This is a genomic window from Cellulosimicrobium cellulans, assembly GCF_024124905.1.
Lineage (GTDB): Bacteria > Actinomycetota > Actinomycetes > Actinomycetales > Cellulomonadaceae > Cellulosimicrobium > Cellulosimicrobium cellulans_G.
Genome location: NZ_JAMXST010000006.1, coordinates 228,021 through 246,273 on the forward strand (window position 1 = coordinate 228,021; position 18,253 = coordinate 246,273).

Here is an 18,253-nt window from a genome sequence, read left to right on the forward strand (position 1 = left end):
CCGACGCGCGGGGCAGGTGGCACGATGACCCCGTGCCCCGCCGCCGAACGCATCTCGCGCGCGACCTCGCCCTCGTGCTCCTCGCCGTCGGCGGGCCCACGCTCGTGCTGCGCCAACGGCACGGCCACGGGTGGATTGTCGACGACGTGGTCACCGCCGTGACGGTCTCGGGTCTCGCGTGCCTGTCCGCCGCGGTCGGTCTCGCGCTGACGCGGCGCGCGCCCGGCCCGGTCGCGCGCGAGACGGCGCTCTACGTCGTCGTGGGCGTCTTCACCGCCGTCGGGGCGGCCGTCGGCACGTGGCGCGTCCTCGACGACCAGGCGCTCGCCCAGGGCTGGGTCGGCCTGCTCGCCGCGTACGTCGCGGTCGCCCTCCACGTCGGGCTGGCGGTCACGGCGCGGAGGCGCCGCCCGGCGCGCTGACCCCCAGCGCGTCGAGGAGGACGGCGGCGACGCCGTCGTCGTCGTTCGCGGCGGTGCGGTCGGTCGCCGCGGCCAGGACGTCGGGGTGCGCGTTCGCGACGGCGAACGAGCGGCCCGCCCAGCGCAGCATGGGCAGGTCGTTGGGCATGTCCCCGAACGCCCAGACGTCGCGGGCGTCGACGCCGAGCCGGTCGCACCAGCGCGCGAGCGCGGCGTCCTTCGTCACGGCCGGGGCGAGCAGCTCGGCGAGGCCCGCCGCCCCGGAGTAGGCGAGGTGCGCCCGGTCGCCGACCGCGTCGCGCACGCGCGCGAAGAACGTCTCCTGCGCCGTCGTCTGCCCGTCCGCGACGACGACGGGCTGCGTCGCGGGGGCGTCCTCGACCGGCGCGCCGGGGTCCCGCGCGAGGATCTTGCCGACGGGCTGCCGGGGGCCGGTGCCGGGGGTGGCGCCGGGGGCGGCGAGCGTCGACTCGACCGCGGCGACGACGTCCGCGTCGTCGTCCGGGGTGGAGCGGAAGCCCGGGTCGAACGTCGGCCCGTCGACTCTCTCGAACGCGAGCGCGACGCCCGGCACGGCGGCGCGCAGGTCGGCGACGAGCGCGGCCGCCTCGTCCGGGGCGAAGCCGCACACGTCGAGCGGGCTCGCGGTGGCCAGGTCCCACACGGCCGCGCCGCCGAGGCAGATGACGTGCCCGTGCCCGCCGACGACGTCGGCGAGCTGGTCGAGCCAGCGCGGCGGGCGCGCCGTGACGAACACCACCTCCACCCCGGCGTCCTCGGCGGCGCGCAGCGCGGCGCGCGTGCGCTCCGAGACGGTCCCGTCGGACCGCAGGAGCGTGCCGTCGAGGTCCGTCGCGACGACGCGCGGGAGCGCGCTCGACGACGCGGCAGGGCGACCCGGTGCGACCGGGGACGCGCCGCCGTCGCGCAGGGTCACGGCGAGCGCTACCGGTAGTTCGTGAACTGCAGCGCGACGTCGAGGTCGGCGCTCTTGAGCAGCGCGATGACGGCCTGCAGGTCGTCGCGCGACTTGCTCGTCACGCGGACCTCGTCGCCCGTGATCTGGGTCTTGACGGCTTTGGGCGCCTCGTCGCGGATGATCTTGGTGATCTTCTTCGCGTTCTCGCTCGACAGGCCCTCCTTGAGGGTCGCCGCGAGGCGGTACTCCTTGCCCGACGCCTTGGGCTCCTTGTCGCCCGTGTCGAGGGACTTGAGGGAGATGCCGCGCTTGATGAGCTTGGTCTCGAAGACGTCGAGGATGGCGAGCACGCGCTCGGCCGAGTTGGCGGTCATCACGATGCTCTCGCCGCTCCACGCGATCGACGCGCCGACGTTGCGGAAGTCGTAGCGCTGCGCGACCTCCTTGGCCGCCTGGTTCAGCGCGTTGTCGACCTCCTGGCGGTCGACCTTGCTCACGATGTCGAACGACGAGTCGGCCATGGGTGGTCCTCTCTCGGGCCGGAACGGGTGCTGGGTCCCACCGTAGTCGAGCGGGCTCAGGCTCGGGTCGCGAGACGCGTCGCGCGCGCCGCCCGCAGCCCGTCGACGGAGAGCACGACGAGCGCGGCCCACACGAGCCCGAAGCCGGCCCACCGGGTCGGCGACATGGGCTCGTGGAACACGAGGAGGCCGACGAGGAACTGCAGCGCCGGGCCGAGGTACTGCAGGAGCCCGACGACGCTCAGCGGGAGCCGTCGCGCGGCGGCGCTGAAGAGGAGCAGCGGCAGGGCCGTGACGATCCCGGCGGACGCCAGCAGGAGCGCGTGGCCGGTCCCCTCGGCGCCGAACGTGCCGGCGCCCGTCGTGCCGAGCCAGACCAGGTACGCCAGGGCGACGGGGGTGAGCACGGCCGTCTCCACGGCGAGGCCCGGCAGCGCCTCGACCGTCCGGCCCACGCGGTTCTTCACGAGGCCGTAGAGGCCGAACGAGGCCGCGAGCGCGAGCGCGATCCACGGCAGCCCTCCCGAGCCGGTGCTGATGACGACCACGGCGGCGACGCCGATGCCGACGGCCGCCCACTGCGCCGGGCGCAGCCGCTCGCGCAGCACGGCGACGGCGAGCAGGACCGTGACGAGCGGGTTGATGAAGTACCCGAGCGCGGCGTCGAGCACGTGGCCGCTGAGCACGCCGTACACGTAGACGGTCCAGTTGGTCACGATGAGGACGGCGGCGACGGCGAGCACGCCGAGCGTGCGCGGGGTGCGCAGCGCGGTGACGAACCCGCCGAGCTGGCGCGTCGCGGCGAGGAGCACGAGGCAGAAGAGCAGGCTCCACACGACCCGGTGCGCGATGATCTCGAGCGGCGCCGCCGGCTCCAGGAGCGGGAAGTACAGGGGCATCGCGCCCCAGAGGAAGAACGCGCCGGCACCGAGCAGGAGGCCCCAGCGGTCGGTCGGGGCGGGGGCGCCGCGCGGGGGGCCCGACGGCGCGGCTGGAGCGGGCGCGGACGGTGCGGCGGTGGGGGCGGGGCCGGGGGTCCCGGTGCCGGGGAGGTGGTCCGGCGCGGGGGAGGGGTGGGTCACCGCACCACTCTACGGACGGGTGCCCACAGGCGGATTTCGCACCTGGTCCGGTCGGGCTGTATCGTTGGCACGCCCGCACGGCAGGGGCTGCACCTGGTGCAGCCGCTCTCGGCGAGCGACAACTCCACACGGCAGGTTGCCCGAGCGGCCAAAGGGATCTGACTGTAAATCAGACGGCTCAGCCTTCGGGGGTTCGAATCCCTCACCTGCCACCGGAACGGCGGGGCGTCACCTACGGGTGGCGCCCCGTCGTCGTCGTCCCGGACGGCGCGCGACGCCGGTGGAGAGCGAGGCCGGAGGGCCCAGGAACGGCGGAACGGCGCCGATTTCGTTCGACGCCGTGTTCCGTGTAGAGTTTTCCGCGCTGCCCCGATAGCTCAGTCGGCAGAGCATCTCCATGGTAAGGAGAAGGTCAAGGGTTCGATTCCCTTTCGGGGCTCTGTGGTGACGCGGGGCCGTCTTGCTGGAATACTGCGAGACGGCCTCGCGTTCAGTCACGCGGCGGGGTAGCTCAGATGGTTAGAGCGCACGACTCATAATCGTGAGGTCGCGGGTTCGATCCCCGCCTCCGCTACCACTTTCGACAACCTCGCACGGCGGCCGGCGTCGTGCGACCTGCACAGCACATGCGCCCTCCGGAGGCGCGAGAGGTGGCTCACTACCGTGGCAAGCAAGAGCGCTGACGTTCGCCCCAAGATCACGCTGGCCTGCGTGGACTGCAAGGAGCGCAACTACATCACGAAGAAGAACCGTCGCAACGACCCGGACCGCCTGGAGCTCGCGAAGTTCTGCCCGCGCTGCGGCAAGCACACCGCGCACCGCGAGACCCGCTGAGCCTCCGGCTCCGCGCCCGCGCACCGCAGTGAGCGTCAACCTGGCCTACGTCGGCCGCGAGTACCCCGCCAACGCGCCGTACTCGGTGGGACGCGAGAAGCTGCGCGAGTTCTCCGGCGCCGTCGGCGCCACCCACCCCGTGCACCATGACCTCGTGGCGGCGCGGGGTGCTGGCTATCCGGACCTCGTCGCACCTCCGACCTTCGCGGTCGTCGTCGCCCAGCGGGCGGAGGGGCAGCTCATCGAGGACCCGGAGGCGGGCATCGACTTCTCGCGCGTCGTCCACGCGGACGAGCGCTTCACGCACCACCGGCCGATCGTCGCGGGCGACGAGCTCGTGACCGTGCTGCACGTGGACTCGATCGTCGAGCGAGCCGGCCTCGCCATGGTCACCACGCGCTGCGAGATCGCCGCGCTCCTGCCCGACGGCGGTACCGAGCCGGTCTCGACCGTCACCTCCACCCTCGCCGTCCGCGGGGAGGGCGCATGAGCACCGACGTCACTCGCCCCGTCCTCGCCGACCTCTCCGTCGGCGACGTGATCGGGACGCGCACGGTCGAGGTCGACCGCGCGCGCCTCGTCCGCTACGCCGGCGCGAGCGGCGACTTCAACCCGATCCACTGGAACGACGCCTTCGCGACGGAGGTCGGTCTGCCGGGCGTCATCGCGCACGGCATGTTCACCATGGGCGCCGCCGTCGCGCTGGTCGAGGACTGGGCCGGTGACCCGGGCGCCGTCGTCGACTACCAGACGCGCTTCACGCGCCCCGTGGCCGTGCCGAACCCCGGCGTCGCGACGCTGGAGGTCACCGGCACCGTCGGCGCCGTGGACGCCGACGCCGGCACCGTCCGCGTCGACCTCACGGTCACGTTCGAGGGTGCGCGCGTCCTCGGCAAGACGCAGGCCGTCGTCCGCCTCTGACCCGAGGTCGCCTCGGGCGACCCCGCGCTCCCGACGCCACGAGGGCGCCGCACCCGGCCGGGTGCGGCGCCCTCGTCGTCCCGCTCGGACTCAGCAGGTCTCCCAGCAGTCGGGGCCGCCGCTCTCCCGGGGCGGCCCGGCGACCTCCCCCTCGTCGAGGTACGTGGTGTGCTCCACGACGTGCTGCAGCGCGGCACCCTCGTCGCTCGTCCCCGCGGTCGGGTCGTCGGCGGTGGGCTCGGAGCCGGACGTGCCGAGGTCGACGTCGAAGGTGAGCTCGAGGAAGCGGTGCTCGGTGGTGTCGTAGACGAGGCGCACGATCCGGTTGCTCTGGTCCTCGCCCACCCACTCGAGACCCTCTCCGGTGCGACCCTGCGTGTCCTGGACGGCACCCAACGGGGTGCTGCCCGTCAGCCCGTTCAGGGTGGCCCAGAGCCCGTCGCGCACGGCGGGCGAGGTCGGCCCGCTCGTGAGGAGGTTCCACGTCTTCTGGGCGAGCGCGTCCTCGTTCACCGACCCGAGCTCCGCCCGGATGCTGTCGCGCAGGAGCGCGTCGAGCTCCGCGGGGTCCGTCGGGAGCGTGGCGAGCGCGTCCCAGCTGAGCCGGACGAGCTCCCCGTCGACGACGAGCGACCCGAACGTCGAGCCGGGCCAGGGCTCCAGGGCCTCGTCGCCTTCCAACGCTCGGTACGAGTCGCCCTCCGGGTCGCGGGCGGTCCAGTACGTGATGCCCTGCGTGCTCTCTTCCGTCCGTCCGTCGCTGGTCGTGTTCGTCGTGGTCGTCAGGGTCCGGACGCGCCAGTACGGCCCGTCGGAGGGTCCGTTGCCCTGCGGTCTCCCGTCGGGACCCAGGGCCGCGGCGTCGCCGCCGCTCGCCGGGGCGAGCTGCGAGGGATGGGTGGGACTGGGCTCCGCCCAGTAGCTCGCCGCGCCCACCCCGCCGGCGACGACCGCGAGCGCGCACAGGCCCGAGACCAGGGTGCGGCGCCGCCGTCGGGTGCGACGGGCCGTCGGGAGCACGCGGTCGGTGTCGACGTCGATGCGGGGGGCGAGCGTGTCGACCCGCGCACGGAGCGCGTGGACGAACGTCTCGTCGTCGGTCGGAAGGGTGCCGGTCATGGCTGCCTCCTGTCGGTCTGGTCGCTGGTCGGGTGGTGCGGCAGGCGGGCGGTGCGCAGCGCACCGCCCCGCGCGTCGGCGGGATCGGCGGCGCCGAGGACCGAGCGGAGCTGGGCGAGCCCGCGCGACGCCGTGGACTTGACGGTGCCGACGGAGACGCCGAGGTCGTCCGCGACCTCTCTCTCGCTCAGCCCGACGAGGTGGCGCAGCACGACGATCCGGCGCTGGCGGGCCGTGAGCGTCGCGAGCGCGCGGACGAGGACGTCCCGCTCGGCGTGCTGGTCGGCCCGGGCGTCGCTCGCGGTCTCGGGGAGGTCGGGCGGGGCGACGAGCACCTCGCGGCGTCGGCGGCGCCACGTGTCGACCCGCAGGTTCGCGAGCGTGCGGCGGGCGTAGGCGTACGGGTCGCGCTCGCGCGCCGTGCGCCAGTGCAGGTACGTCCGGGTGAGTGCCTGCTGGACGAGCTCGTCGGCCAGGTGCACGTCGCCGCACAGCAGCCACGCGGTGCGCGCGAGCCGCGGTGCGGCGCTCGCCATGAAGTCGCTGAACTCCTGCTCGTGCGAGGTGACGGCGCGCACGACGGGGAGGACGGCGTCCGGGGGTGGGCTCTCGTCGGGCTCGTCGTCGGCCGAGAGGGCGATCGCGTTCACGGTCATGACTGTCACACGCGTGGCCGCGCCGGAAGGTTGAGTCTCGTGCCGAGACCGGAGCGCAGATTTCGACATCGTTCGCCACGGCCCGCCCCCTTTCGCCATGGGAACGCTCCCACTACCGTGGGTCGCGCACCTCACGACGTCGAAGGAGACGCTCATGACCCAGCACGGCGGCCGCGCCGCACCCCACGAACCTCGCGATCTCGACCCCGCTCCCGCGCCCTCGCGGGGGCTCGACCGTCGCGCCGTCCTCGCGCTCGGCGGAGCGCTCGCGCTCGCCGGGCTCACGGCGACCCCGGCGGCGGCACGACCGGGCGCGACCCTGCCCGCGGCAGCGGGCGCCGTCGGGCAGACGGCCGGTGGCCCGACGCGGAGCCGCGCGGCGTCGGTCCAGCGCGCCCACGGCTTCCTCGCCGCGGCGACCGACGCCTACCCCGAGGTCAACCCCGGCCCGCGGCTCGCGCAGTCCTACGCCGACCAGCTCGGCCTGTTCTCCACGGCGTTCGTCTACGACAACGCCCTCGCCGTCCTCGCGACGCTCACGGCGGGGCGCCGCTACCTCGACCGCGCCCGCGCGCTCGGCGACGGGCTCGTGTTCGCGCTCGAGAACGACCCCGACCACGACGACGGCCGCCTGCGTCAGGCGTACAACGTCGGGCCGTACACGTTCTACGACGGCACGCCGCAGGAGCACGGCCTCGTGCTGCCCGACGGGACGGCGAACGTCGGGTGGCAGTTCGGCTTCCTCGGGACGGCGGTCGGGGACATGGCCTGGCCCGGCATCGCCCTGCTGCACCTGTACGCGGCGACGCGCGACGCGCGCTACCGGGACGCCGCGCTGCGGATCGGCGAGTGGATCGTCGCGCACACGTGGTCCCGGGCGCCCCTCGGCGGCTTCTCGTTCGGCGTCGACGGCGCGAACGTCCCGATCCCCAACGGCTCGACCGAGCACAACATCGACTGCGTCGCGTTCTTCCGCCAGCTCGGCTCCGTGACGCGCGACCGGCGCTGGGACCGGGCCGCCGAGCACGCCCGTGCGTTCGTCGACCGCATGTGGGAGCCCGACGGCGGCTACCTGTACACCGGCACGAACGACGGCACCGAGATCAACCGGGACCCGCTCCCGCTCGACCCGCAGACGTGGGGCTGGCTCGCGCTGCGCGAGCGCCGCTACGCCCGCGCGCTCGACTGGGCGGACGACGCGCTGGCCGCACGGGACGTCGCGGGCGAGGGCGTGTCGCAGCTCCCCGCCGGGACGGTCGTCGAGGGCGTGACGTTCTCGAGCGCCAGCCTCACGTCGAGCGCGTCGTACAACGGGCTGCCGGTGCACCAGCAGGGGGTGTGGCTGGAGGGCACGGCGCAGCTCGCGTCGGCGCTCGCGGACCGCGGGGCGCGCGGGCGGGGGAACCGCGACGACCGGCGGCGGGGACGCCGCGGCTGCGAGCGGGACGACGACCGGGTCCGGGCCGAGGGTCTGCTGCGCGAGGTGCAGGGCGTGCAGGAGGGCGTCGGCGCCGGTCAGACGATGGGCGGCGCGGCGCTGCCGGACCGCGGCGGCGTCGTCGCCGCGTCGAGCCTGCTCGACTCGGGCTTCGGGTTCGGGTACTTCCAGGTGCAGCACGTCGGGGCGACGTCCTGGTACGTCATGGCGGCCGCGCGGGCGAACCCGCTGCAGCCCGGTCGCCTCGGCTGACCCGCCGGTGTCAGGTGGTGGGGGCGGGGCCCGTCGTCGTCCCCACCACGAGCTCGACGTCGAGCTCGGCCGTCGTCGGGCTCTCGCCCGCGAGCTGGCGGATGACGGCGACACCGAGCTCGGAGCCCTTGCGGGCGAGCGGCTGGTGGACGCTCGTGAGGACGTCCGGGGCGAGCCAGGGCAGGTCGAGCCCGTCGAACCCCGCTACGGAGACGTCGTCGGGCACCCGCAGGCCGAGCTCGCGCGCGGCGAGCAGGGCGCCCGCGGCGAGCAGGTCGGAGTGGGCGATGACCGCCGTGGGTCGGGTGGCGGGGTCGGCCGGCTCGGTCGACCCGTCCGCGCCCGGGCGTCCCAGGAGGGCCAGCGTCGCGGAGCGGCCGTGCTCGACGAGCGACGCCTCGGTCTCCCAGCTCGCGACGGGCTCGACGACGTCCCGCACGCCCGCGAGCCGGTTCGCCGTCGGCGTACGGTCCACCTGGGCGAGCCGCCGCGCGTCGATCGGCCCGCTGCGGTCGGAGTTGTCGAGGGGGAGCGAGACCTCCGCGATGCGGGCGTGGCCCAGGTCGACGAGGTGCCGTACGGCGTCGGCCGTCCCGACCCGGTCGCGGATCGCGACGAGCGGGGTGCCCTCGACCGCGCGTCCCTCCCCGATGACGACGGGCACGCCGCGCCGCTGGAGCGCGGCGAGCGTCGCGTCGTCCGACCCCACGCCCCACACGAGGACGGCGACGTCCATGGCCGCGCTCTCGACGAGGGGGTCGACGGCGCGGGCCGGGTCGTCCGACGGGATGCCGGGGATGAGGAGGACGCCGAGGCCGTTCTCGCCGAGGGTCGAGACGAGGCCGTCGAGCACCTGGACGGCGACGGGGTCCCGGAACGCTCGGCGGAGCTGGTCGCCGACGACGACGCCCACGACGCCGGACCGCCCCGACCGGAGCTGGCGGCCGAGCGGGTTGGGCCCCGTGTACCCGAGCTCCTTCGCCGCGTCGAGCACCCGGGCCCGGGTCTCGGGGGTGATCGGTCCCGCGCCGGAGAAGGCGAGCGACGCCGTCGAGACGGAGACGCCGGCGAGCTCGGCGACCTTCGCGAGCGTGGGGCGGTGGGCCGACGGCCCGGCCGCGGGCTCCCGGTTCCCGGGGGTGTCGCTCATCACGCTCCCTGCCTCCCGCGCGCGCGGGATTCTCGATTGACGCGCGGCCAGCGTACCCGCACACTGGTGACCATGCCTCGAATCGATTCGAAGCGCACCCTCGTCCGTCGGATCGAATCGATTCGAGGAGGTGCTGCGCAGTCACCGACCGACCTCCTGTCCGACCCCCGCGCCCTGTCCCGGGCGCGCTGGGTCCTGCTGGGCGTGTTCGCGCTCAACGGCGGCATGATGTCGAGCTGGCTCGCGCGCATCCCCTCGGTGCGCGACGCGCTCGGCCTCACCCCCGCCGACCTCGGCGTCGTGCTGCTCGCGGGTGCCGTCGGTGCGCTCGCCACGGTCACCGCCGCCGGCCCCTTCGTCACGCGCTTCGGCGGCCGCGTCGCGTTCGCCGTCTCCGCGGTCCTGTTCGGCGTCGCGTTCCTGCTGCTCGGCCTCGGCCCCGCGACGGGCTCCGTCCCGCTGCTCGCCGCGGGCATCTTCGTCAACGGCATGGCGTTCTCGCTCGGCAACGTCCCGATGAACGTCGAGAGCGCGGGCATCGAGCGGCGCGTCGGGCGCACCATCCTGCCCCAGTTCCACGCCGCGTTCTCCGTCGGCGCCGTCGTCGGCTCGCTCGTCGGCGCGGCCTGCGCCCACGCGCAGGTCCCCGTGCTCGTCCAGTTCGTCGCGACGGGCGCCGTCGCCATGGCCTGGCGCCTCGCCGCGATCCCCGCGACGGTCCACGACACGCTCCCGACGCGCGCCCCGGCGGACGCTCCCGCCCCGGTCGAGGCGCTCGGCGACGCCGTCGTCGACGTCGAGACGGCCGGGCTCCGCGCGCGCCTCGCCCGTCGTGGCGCACGGCTCGGGGCGGCGCTCTCGGCCTGGCGCGAGCCGCGCACGCTGCTCATCGGCCTCGTCATCCTCTCGGCCGCGCTGTCCGAGGGGTCGGCCAACGACTGGCTCTCGCTCGCCGTCGTCGACGGGTTCGCGCAGACCGAGGCCGTCGGGGCCGTCGTGTTCGGCACGTTCGTCGCGGCCATGACGGTCATGCGGCTCGCCGGGACCCGCCTCATCGACCGCTTCGGCCGCGTGACCGTGCTCCGCGCCTCGGGCGTCGCGTCGATCGCCGGGCTGCTCCTCTTCGGGTTCGCGCCGACGCTCCCGCTCGCCGGGGCCGGGGTCGTGCTCTGGGGCTTCGGTGCGGCGCTCGCGGTGCCCGTCGGCATCGCCGCCGCGTCCGACGAGCCGCTGCGCGCCGCCAGCCGCGTGTCCGTCGTGTCCGCGTTCGCGTCGATGGCGTCGCTCGCCGCACCGCCCCTGCTCGGGCTCGCCGCCGAGGCCATGGGCGCGCGCCACGCGCTCGTGCTCATCGTCGCCGCGATGGTCCTCAGCGTCCTCCTCGCGCGCCAGGTCACGCCCCTGCGCACCCCGGCCGCGCTCGCCGCCCGGGCGCCGCGTCGCCCGGCGGGTGTGGACGACGGCGTGCCGTCCGGGGTGGAGGATGGACCCGAGACCGACGCACCGGTCGCCGTGGACGCCGTCGACCGCACGGTCGACGTCGACCGGGACGGCGCGACCGGCGCCGTCCCGGACGAGGCCGACGACGCGCACCGCCCCCGCCGGGCGCGCCGGCCCCGCGCGACGCCCCGCACCGGGGCGTCCGTCACCGTCCGCCGTGCCGCCGCCCGTCGCCCCCGAAACCGCCTGTCGCACCGTCGCGAGGAGACCTCCGCATGACCGCCGCCCGCACCGACCGTCGTGTCGTCGCGCTCGCCACCTGGGCCGTGTTCGCGGTCTTCTTCCTCAACGGCTTCAACTTCGCGACCTGGGCGTCCCGCCTGCCCGCGGTCCGGGACTCCCTCGGCTTCACCGAGGCCCAGATGGGCCTCCTGCTGCTCTTCATGGCCGTCGGCTCGCTGCTCGCGCTGCCGCTCTCCGGCATGGTCGTGCAGCGGCTCGGCGCGTCGAAGGCGGTCACGCTGTTCGCCGTGACCAACGTCGTCGGCCTCGTCACCGCCGTCACGGGCGTGGCCACGGGGGAGGACGTCGTCGTGCGGGTCGGGCTCTTCCTCGCCGGCATCGGCACGGGCGTGTGGGACGCCGCGATGAACCTCGAGGGCGCCGCCGTCGAGCAGCGGCTCGGCAAGGCGATCATGCCGCGCTTCCACGCCGGCTTCTCGTTCGGCACCATGGCGGGCGCGGGCGTCGGGGCCCTCATGGCCGCGCTGCACGTCCCGGTCCAGGCGCACCTCACGGCCGCCGTCGTGCTGAGCCTCCTCGGCGTCCTGTGGTGCGTGCGGTTCTTCCTCCCGGCCGGGCAGGTGGACCACGCCGTCGTCGACGCGTCGGAGGACGCCGCGGGCTCGGACCCCGCCGCCGCGGCGGGGAGCGGCGCACCCCTCACCGCGTCGGAGAACGCGCGCGGCGCGCTCAGCGCGTGGACCGAGCCGCGCACGCTCCTCATCGGGCTCGTCGTCCTCGCCGCCGCGCTCACCGAGGGCGCCGCGAACGACTGGGTCAGCCTCGCCGTCGTCGACGGCTTCGAGACGTCCGACGCGATGGGGGCGGTCGGCCTCGCCGTGTTCCTCACGGCCATGACCGGGATGCGCCTGCTCGGCACGGGGCTGCTCGACCGGTACGGCCGCGTCACCGTGCTGCGGCTCGGGGCGGCGCTCGCCCTCGTCGGGCTGCTGCTCTTCACGCTCTCGCCGAGCATCTGGCTCGCGCTGCTCGGCGTCGTCGCGTGGGGCATGGGCGCGGCGCTCGGCTTCCCTGTCGGGATGAGCGCAGCCTCCGACGACCCGGCGCGCGCCGCCGTGCGCGTGAGCGTCGTCGCGACCATCGGCTACTCCGCGTTCTTCATGGGCCCGCCCCTCATCGGGTTCCTCGCCGAGCACGTCGGCTACCGCGCCGCGCTCCTCGTCATCGCGGTGCCCGTGGTCGTCGGACTGCTGGTCGTCGGCGCCACCCGCCCCCTCCCGACCGCGGCCGGCTCCGCGGGCCAGCAGGCCGCCCAGCGCTCCGAGGAGACCCCCAACCGCTGACCCGCACCGACCGCAGGGCTTGCCGAGGTAGAGCCCTGGTCGGCCGAGGTAGAGGCGTGGTTTGCCGAGGTAGAGCCGTGGTCGTGGCCGACGGCGGTCTGGTCGCCCTGGGTGGTCGGGGTGGGTGGTGGTGCCGCGTCTACCATCCGCCGCTCGTTCCTCGCGGCTCCCGCCAGGCCCGCCACGACGCGGCACCACCACCCACCCCGCCCTGCGGTGTCTCGCCCTGGTCTGGGCTTGCCTCGGGCGACTGCCCGCAGTGTCAGCTTCGCCCGCACGGTTCCCGCTGCTGCATGCGGCCGGCGCACGAGAATGCCGCACGCGCCGGCGCCGGCGCCGGCGCCGACGCCGCTGCGCCGCGGACCCGAACCCGCAGGCGGCAGAGGTCGGGTGCGCCGGGGACCCGACCCTGCGAGGTCGACCGTGCGAACGGTGACGGGGGCCGGCCGGGGCGGGGGCGAACTACGCTGGGGCGGTGACGTGCGAACCCCTCACCCCCGTCGACCGCGACCTGCCCGAGATCGTCCGGACCGCGCCGGGCCTGCGGCCCGACGCCGTCGGCGCGCCCTCGTTGGCGGAGCTGACGACACTGCGCGTGGGCGGTCCGGCGGACCGGTACGTCGAGGCGCACAGCGAGGCCGAGCTGCTGGAGACCGTGCGGGCCGCGGACGACGCCGGGGAGCCGCTCCTCGTGATCGGCGGCGGGTCGAACCTGCTCGTCGGTGACGAGGGGTTCGGCGGGGTCGTCGTGCGCGACCTGCGCCGCGGGATCACCGTGGACGCGGAGGACTCGTGCGGCGGCGCGAGCTTCCACGCCCCGGCCGGCCAGGACTGGGACGAGCTCGTCGCGCGTGCGGTCGCGGAGGAGTGGGTGGGCGTCGAGGCGCTGTCCGGCATCCCGGGCACCGTCGGCGCCGCGCCCGTCCAGAACATCGGCGCGTACGGTCAGGAGGTCTCGGGCGTGATCTCGACCGTGCGGGTGTGGGACCGTCGGCGGTCGCGCGTGCGCACGCTGGCCCTGGGCGAGCTCGCGTTCGGGTACCGCACGTCGCTGCTGAAGCGCAGCATGCACGCCGCGGTGAGCGGTGACGACGAGCCCGACGGCCCGTGGTACCCGTCCCCGCGCTACGTGGTCCTCGACGTCGGCTTCCAGTCCCGGCTCGGCTCGCTGTCCGCCCCGGTCGCGTACCCGGAGCTCGCCCGGACGCTCGGCGTGCAGGTCGGCGACCGGGCCCCGAGCGCCGACGTGCGCGACGCCGTCCTGGCACTGCGGGCGCGCAAGGGCATGCTGCTCGACGGCGTCGGCCCGGACGCCGCGCCCGCGTCGCCCGAGTCGCCCGACGGCGCCGTGCCCGGGGAGACGGGTCCGGACCACGACCGCTGGAGCGCCGGGTCGTTCTTCACGAACCCCGTCGTCCCGGCGGAGCAGGCCGATCTGCTCCCGGCGGAGGCGCCGCGCTACCCGGTGCGCTCGGCGACGCCGTCCCGCACGACGGGGCCGAGCCTCGGCGAGATCGACCCGACGCTCGTCAAGACGTCCGCGGCGTGGCTCATCGAGCACGCCGGGTTCACCAAGGGCTTCGGCGTCCACGGCCCGGCGAGCCTCGCGCGGCTGTCGACCCGGCACACCCTGGCGCTCACCAACCGGGGCGGCGCGAGCGCGGAGGACCTGGTCGAGCTCGCGCGCGCCGTCCGCGACGGCGTGCGCGAGGCGTTCGGCGTCGATCTGGTCCCGGAGCCCGTCCTCGTCGGCGTCTCCCTCTGACCGACCCACGACCGTGGGTCAGTAGACGAGGACCGTGGTGCCCGGGTCGGCGTGCCAGGTGTCCCAGAGCCAGTTCATCGCCGAGTTCGCGACGCGCACGCACCCGTGCGACGCGGGCCACGGTGGGATCGAGCCCGAGCCGTGCACCGCGATGCCGCCGGTGAAGAACTTGGGGCGCCACATGTCGCCGAGCTCGAGGCTCGACGAGTGGTTGCCGTCGACCTGCCGGCCCACGTGGAACTCTCCGCGCGGCGTGCCCGCCCGGTAGGTTCGGCCCTTCGCCTCGTACGACTCGCCGTTGCCCGACGACGCGTTGACGACCGTGACGACCCGGCCGTCCTCGACGGCGAGCAGGAGCTGGCGGTCGAGGTCGATCTCGATGACCTTCCCCGACCCGCTGCGGGGCTGCGGCGTGACGCCCTGGTCGAGCGCGGCCTGCGTCGCGGGGCCCACGACGCCGTCGCGCGAGAGCCCGGCCGCCTTCTGCAGCGCCCACACGGCCTGCTGCGTGCCGCCGCCGAAGTCGCCGTCGGGCGCGCCGATGAAGTAGCCGAGGTCGGCGAGACGCTGCTGCAGGGCGACGACGCGCTCGCCGGTCGCGCCGCGCGCGAGCTCCTCCGGCTCGACGGGTGCGGGCGGCGGCTCGGGGGTGGGCTCCGGCGCGGGCGGAGGCGTGCTCGGCTCGGGCTCCGGGGTCTCGGTGGCGGGCGGTTCGGCCGTCGGCGTCTCCGTCGGCTCGGGCGTGGTCTCCGTCGGGCTCGGGCTCGCGGGCGCCGTCGTCGCGGGCCCGTCCGCGGTGGCCGACGGCGTCCGGCCGGGCTCGAGGTCGGGCAGCCCGGCCTGGCAGCCTGCGAGCGCCAGCGCCGCGACCAGCGTGGAGACGACGGCGAGCGACGCCGCGCGGGTACCGCGCCGACGTCGGCCCGGTCCGCGCCCCGCTGCCGCGGGAGCGGCGCACGCCGCGTCCCCCGCCGTCGTGCGCGTCGCAGCGCCCGTCCGCGCGCTCGCGGAAGCTCCGTCCACCTGTTCCCCCTCACGTGTGCCGCGGCGTCCGCCGCGGAGCACCATCATGCGCCCGGCGAGTGCCTCGGACGTCCGTGCCGGGCGCCTGTCGGCGGATCGTGACCCTGTCGTGACGCGGCGACGGGTCGGGGCGGGCCGGACGGGCTCGGCCGTCCGCCGACCGCCGGACCGTGACCGCGGGCGCTCGCCCGGTCGGCGCTCCGTCCAGCGCGGGTCGTCCAGCGCCGTCCGGTGCCGTTCGACGCCGTTCACCGTGGTTCAGCGTCCGGCGTCCCCCGGCCCGGGTGGCTCGTGGAGCAGCGCCCCGCGCACGACGTCGAGGATCGCGTCGTCGGACAGGCCCGCCTCGCGGCCGGCGCGCACGAGCTCGTGCGCGGCGTGGCGGGCGGCGACGTCGCTCGCGGAGACGCCGTCGGCCACGACGGTCCCGGCGCGACGCCGCGTCGTGACGACCCCGGCCGCCTCGAGCTCGCGGTACGCGCGCGCCACGGTCCCGGGCGCGAGCCCGAGGTCCGTGGCGAGCGCGCGGATCGTCGGCAGGCGGTCGCCGACGCGTAGGCGACCGGCGGCGACGTGCGCGACGACCTGCGACCGGATCTGCTCGTACGGCGCGATCCCCGAGCGCAGGTCGATCTCGACGCGCAGCTCAGCGGGCGGCACGACCTGCCCCTGCCATCACGGGTGCGCCCGCGCGGTCGTCGGCCCACGCGTCCGGGTCCGCGGCGGGCCGGACGGCGACCACGACGGCCGTCAGCGCCAGCCCGACCGCGACGACGACGAGCACGACCGCCCCCGGGTAGCCCACCCGCGCCGCGGCGTTCGCACCGGTGCCGAGCATCCCCGCGGCCGTCAGCCCGAGCGCGAGCTGCGCGCCCCGCAGGACCCGATGCGCGGACGCGCGGCGCAGGCCGACGTCCCACGTCTCCTCGACGTGCGCGACGGCGGGCCGACGCGCGACGAGCCGCAGGACGCCCTCGGCGCCCGCGACCAGCAGCACGGCCGCGAGCGCGAGCCACACGCCGTAGAACGTGCCGGGGTAGGGGCTCGCGGTCGAGGTCGTGTCGCCGAGGACGCGGGTCACCGACCGCCCGTCGTCGCCCGCCGTGAGCGCCCCGACGGCCGCGAGCAGCCCGACGAGCGCCCCGAGCGACCAGGTGAGGCGCCGCAGGCCGCGGGGCGCGACGTCGGCGACGGTCCGGGGGCGCAGCGTGGCCGCGCGGACGGCGGTCCGCTGGCGCGGCCAGGTGCGTTCCCCGACGGCGTGCGCGCCGAGGAACGTGAGCCCGACGACCGCGGGGGAGAGACCCACGAGCACGCCCTCGGAGAGGCCCCCGACGGAGGTCGCGGCGGCCTGGGCGACGACCGCGCCGACGAGGAGCGCGGCCGTCACCGCGGCGACGCTCACGGTCGTCGCGTGCCGCCGGGCGGCGCGGCGCACCGGGTCCTCCGGGGCGAGCCTCTGGAGCGACGGCTCGGGCGCGCGCGTCGCGGCGCGCACGGCGAGCACCACCGCGACGCCGAGCGCCACCAGGACGGCGAGGACCGCGCCGGTCCACGCGAGGTCGTACGCCGCGGGGAGGAAGAGGCCGGCGCCCTGCGGGCCCTCCGAAGTTTGTATCAACACGTCAGTACATTGGCACGCGCGCCTCGGCCCGTCAAGACCCCACGGATCCCGGACCGGCGCGCCCGGATGAGAGGTCTCTCATCCCGGTCTCACCCGCGAGCCACGCGCGCGAGGTTGCCTGGGGCCATGACGCTCGCCCCTCCCGCGCCCGACCAGCGCGCCTGGCTCGACCTGCTCACCGCCCCCGAGGCGGGAGAGCTGCTCGCCGTGGCGCTGGGCGCCGACGGCGCGAGCCTCGACACGTGGCGCGTCCACCAGGTGCACGCGCGCCCCGGCGCGGAGGTCACCGTCGGGTACGACGTCGTCGCCCGCCGGGCGCTCGCGGCCGGGCCGGGCGGGGGCACCGCCGCGGCCGACGCCGCCGAGTACCTGCTCGCGACGACGGCGCCCCTCTCGCCCGACGCGGTGGGGGCGGGGGTCGTCCGCCTCGCGGACGGTCCGCGCGTCGTGCACGTGTGGCGCCACCCCGCCGACCCGCTGCTGCCCGGCCTCGCCGCCGCGTGCGACGCGGGCGAGCTCGCCCGCCGCCTCGCGGCGGCCGGGGCGCTCGCGCCCGGCGAGGCCGTGGAGTCGGTGACGATGGTCGCCTACCGCCCGCTCCGGCGCGCGGTGCTGCGCGCGCGGACGTCCGCGCGCACGGTCTACGTCAAGGTCGTCCGGCCCGACCGGGCGCGCTCGCTCGTCCGTCGGCACGACCTCTTCCGGTCCACCACCGTGAACGCCCCCCGCTGCCTCGCATGGGACGACGACGGCGTGGTCGTCTTCGAGGAGGCGCGCGGCCCGTCGCTCGCGCAGCACCTCGCGGCGCTCGGCCCGGACGGCCAGCCCACCGCGATCGACCCGCGCGAGCTCCTGCGCGCGCTCGACGCCCTCCCGGCCCGCGCGACGACGCTGCGCCGCCGCCCCGCGTGGTCCGAGCGCGTCGAGCACTACGCGGCGTCGGCGCTCGCGGTGCACGCGCTGGACCCGGCGCGCGTGGACCGCGTCGCGCGCGCGGTCCGGACGGCCGTCGCGACGCGCGACCCCGGGCCGGTCGTCGCGACGCACGGCGACTTCTACGAGGCGAACGTCCTGCTCGACGTCCCGGCGGCCGCCGGCGACCCCGCCGCGCCGGGGGCCGGTGGCGCCCGCGTCGGCGTCCTGCTCGACGTCGACACGCTCGGCCCCGGGCATCGCGTCGACGACCTCGCGTGCCTCGTCGCGCACCTCGCCGTGCTCCCGTCGCTCGCCCCCGCGGTGTACGGGGGCGTACGTGCGCTCGTCGACCGGTGCCTGGCCGTGTTCGACGAGCGCGTCGACCCCGCGGCCCTGCGGGCGCGCGCGGCCGGCGTCGTGCTGTCCCTCACGGCCGGTGCGGCGACGCGCGACCTCGCCGACGCGTGGCTGCGGGTCGCGGAGGGGCTGCTGGACGCGGCCCCCGGGACGGTCGCCGCCGAGCTCGCCCCCGTTCCTGAGAGCACTCTCATCGGCGCCTCCTCGGCATCTCACGCGTGACCGAGAG

The 18,253-nt window shown here is 76.1% G+C and carries 18 protein-coding genes and 3 tRNA genes; 12 read left to right on the plus strand and 9 right to left on the minus strand.

The window, feature by feature from the left end:
- Positions 1-32: 32 nt before the first annotated feature.
- Positions 33-422, plus strand: coding sequence for a hypothetical protein (locus NHH00_RS18980; RefSeq protein ID WP_253055097.1), 390 nt, complete (start codon positions 33-35; stop codon positions 420-422).
- Here NHH00_RS18980 and NHH00_RS18985 read toward each other — a convergent pair.
- The 3 genes from NHH00_RS18985 to rarD are packed head-to-tail and all read right to left on the minus strand — an operon-like array spanning position 391 to position 2,944.
- A complete protein-coding gene (locus NHH00_RS18985; protein WP_253055139.1) occupies positions 391-1,353 on the minus strand; it encodes an HAD hydrolase family protein in 963 nt (320 codons plus the stop codon). The two genes, NHH00_RS18980 and NHH00_RS18985, sit on opposite strands and share 32 nt — an antisense overlap.
- Before the next feature lie 14 nt (positions 1,354-1,367).
- Positions 1,368-1,862, minus strand: coding sequence for a YajQ family cyclic di-GMP-binding protein (locus NHH00_RS18990; protein WP_253055098.1), 495 nt, complete (start codon positions 1,860-1,862; stop codon positions 1,368-1,370).
- A 56-nt stretch (positions 1,863-1,918) separates the two neighbouring features.
- Positions 1,919-2,944, minus strand: coding sequence for an EamA family transporter RarD (gene rarD, locus NHH00_RS18995; RefSeq protein WP_374615307.1), 1,026 nt, complete (start codon positions 2,942-2,944; stop codon positions 1,919-1,921).
- A 130-nt stretch (positions 2,945-3,074) separates the two neighbouring features.
- On the opposite strand from rarD, the gene NHH00_RS19000 reads away from it, so the two are divergent.
- The 6 genes from NHH00_RS19000 to NHH00_RS19025 all read left to right on the plus strand — a co-directional run bounded on the left by NHH00_RS19000 (position 3,075) and on the right by NHH00_RS19025 (position 4,699).
- Positions 3,075-3,156: transfer RNA gene (locus NHH00_RS19000), tRNA-Tyr, on the plus strand.
- A 154-nt stretch (positions 3,157-3,310) separates the two neighbouring features.
- Positions 3,311-3,383, plus strand: a tRNA-Thr gene (locus NHH00_RS19005).
- A gap of 61 nt (positions 3,384-3,444) precedes the next feature.
- A tRNA-Met gene (locus tag NHH00_RS19010) sits at positions 3,445-3,521 on the plus strand.
- A gap of 86 nt (positions 3,522-3,607) precedes the next feature.
- Positions 3,608-3,778, plus strand: a complete 171-nt coding sequence (gene rpmG, locus NHH00_RS19015; protein ID WP_021482899.1) for a 50S ribosomal protein L33 — start codon at positions 3,608-3,610, stop codon at positions 3,776-3,778.
- 28 nt (positions 3,779-3,806) lie between these two features.
- Positions 3,807-4,268, plus strand: coding sequence for an FAS1-like dehydratase domain-containing protein (locus NHH00_RS19020; RefSeq protein ID WP_141388455.1), 462 nt, complete (start codon positions 3,807-3,809; stop codon positions 4,266-4,268).
- Entirely contained in the window at positions 4,265-4,699 is a 435-nt protein-coding gene (locus NHH00_RS19025) for a MaoC family dehydratase (RefSeq protein ID WP_253055099.1), read from the plus strand. The genes NHH00_RS19020 and NHH00_RS19025 overlap by 4 nt, the downstream gene beginning before the upstream one ends.
- 90 nt (positions 4,700-4,789) lie before the next feature.
- Here the strand turns inward: NHH00_RS19025 and NHH00_RS19030 are convergent, their stop codons facing one another.
- Positions 4,790-5,818 (minus strand): hypothetical protein, encoded by a 1,029-nt coding sequence (locus NHH00_RS19030; RefSeq protein ID WP_253055100.1) that lies wholly within the window; start codon positions 5,816-5,818, stop codon positions 4,790-4,792.
- On the minus strand, positions 5,815-6,468 hold the full coding sequence (locus NHH00_RS19035) for a SigE family RNA polymerase sigma factor (protein WP_374615310.1): 654 nt from the start codon (positions 6,466-6,468) through the stop codon (positions 5,815-5,817). Before NHH00_RS19035 ends, NHH00_RS19030 begins: the two co-directional genes overlap by 4 nt.
- A 160-nt stretch (positions 6,469-6,628) precedes the next feature.
- On the opposite strand from NHH00_RS19035, the gene NHH00_RS19040 reads away from it, so the two are divergent.
- On the plus strand, positions 6,629-8,164 hold the full coding sequence (locus NHH00_RS19040; protein ID WP_253055101.1) for a Tat pathway signal sequence domain protein: 1,536 nt from the start codon (positions 6,629-6,631) through the stop codon (positions 8,162-8,164).
- 10 nt (positions 8,165-8,174) lie between these two features.
- On the opposite strand, the gene NHH00_RS19045 is transcribed toward NHH00_RS19040, so the two are convergent.
- Positions 8,175-9,314, minus strand: a complete 1,140-nt coding sequence (locus NHH00_RS19045) for a LacI family DNA-binding transcriptional regulator (RefSeq protein ID WP_253055102.1) — start codon at positions 9,312-9,314, stop codon at positions 8,175-8,177.
- A 72-nt stretch (positions 9,315-9,386) separates the two neighbouring features.
- On the opposite strand from NHH00_RS19045, the gene NHH00_RS19050 reads away from it, so the two are divergent.
- The 3 genes from NHH00_RS19050 (at position 9,387) to NHH00_RS19060 (ending at position 14,105) form a co-directional block, all read left to right on the plus strand.
- Positions 9,387-11,033 (plus strand): MFS transporter, encoded by a 1,647-nt coding sequence (locus NHH00_RS19050; RefSeq protein ID WP_253055103.1) that lies wholly within the window; start codon positions 9,387-9,389, stop codon positions 11,031-11,033.
- Positions 11,030-12,340, plus strand: coding sequence for an MFS transporter (locus tag NHH00_RS19055; protein ID WP_253055104.1), 1,311 nt, complete (start codon positions 11,030-11,032; stop codon positions 12,338-12,340). Before NHH00_RS19050 ends, NHH00_RS19055 begins: the two co-directional genes overlap by 4 nt.
- A gap of 511 nt (positions 12,341-12,851) precedes the next feature.
- Positions 12,852-14,105, plus strand: a complete 1,254-nt coding sequence (locus NHH00_RS19060; protein ID WP_374615321.1) for a UDP-N-acetylmuramate dehydrogenase — start codon at positions 12,852-12,854, stop codon at positions 14,103-14,105.
- An 18-nt stretch (positions 14,106-14,123) separates the two neighbouring features.
- On the opposite strand, the gene NHH00_RS19065 is transcribed toward NHH00_RS19060, so the two are convergent.
- From NHH00_RS19065 to NHH00_RS19075, 3 genes are all read right to left on the minus strand, one after another.
- Positions 14,124-15,128: a L,D-transpeptidase family protein gene (locus NHH00_RS19065; RefSeq protein ID WP_253055105.1), complete on the minus strand. Its 1,005-nt coding sequence runs from the start codon at positions 15,126-15,128 to the stop codon at positions 14,124-14,126.
- Positions 15,129-15,386: 258 nt separating this feature from the next.
- A complete protein-coding gene (locus tag NHH00_RS19070; RefSeq protein WP_253055106.1) occupies positions 15,387-15,788 on the minus strand; it encodes a GntR family transcriptional regulator in 402 nt (133 codons plus the stop codon).
- A complete protein-coding gene (locus NHH00_RS19075) occupies positions 15,775-16,749 on the minus strand; it encodes a hypothetical protein (RefSeq protein WP_253055107.1) in 975 nt (324 codons plus the stop codon). Before NHH00_RS19075 ends, NHH00_RS19070 begins: the two co-directional genes overlap by 14 nt.
- Positions 16,750-16,878: 129 nt before the next feature.
- On the opposite strand from NHH00_RS19075, the gene NHH00_RS19080 reads away from it, so the two are divergent.
- Positions 16,879-18,246 carry an aminoglycoside phosphotransferase family protein gene (locus NHH00_RS19080; RefSeq protein ID WP_253055108.1) on the plus strand — a complete coding sequence of 456 codons (1,368 nt, stop codon included), beginning with the start codon at positions 16,879-16,881 and terminating at the stop codon, positions 18,244-18,246.
- Positions 18,247-18,253 lie beyond the last annotated feature (7 nt).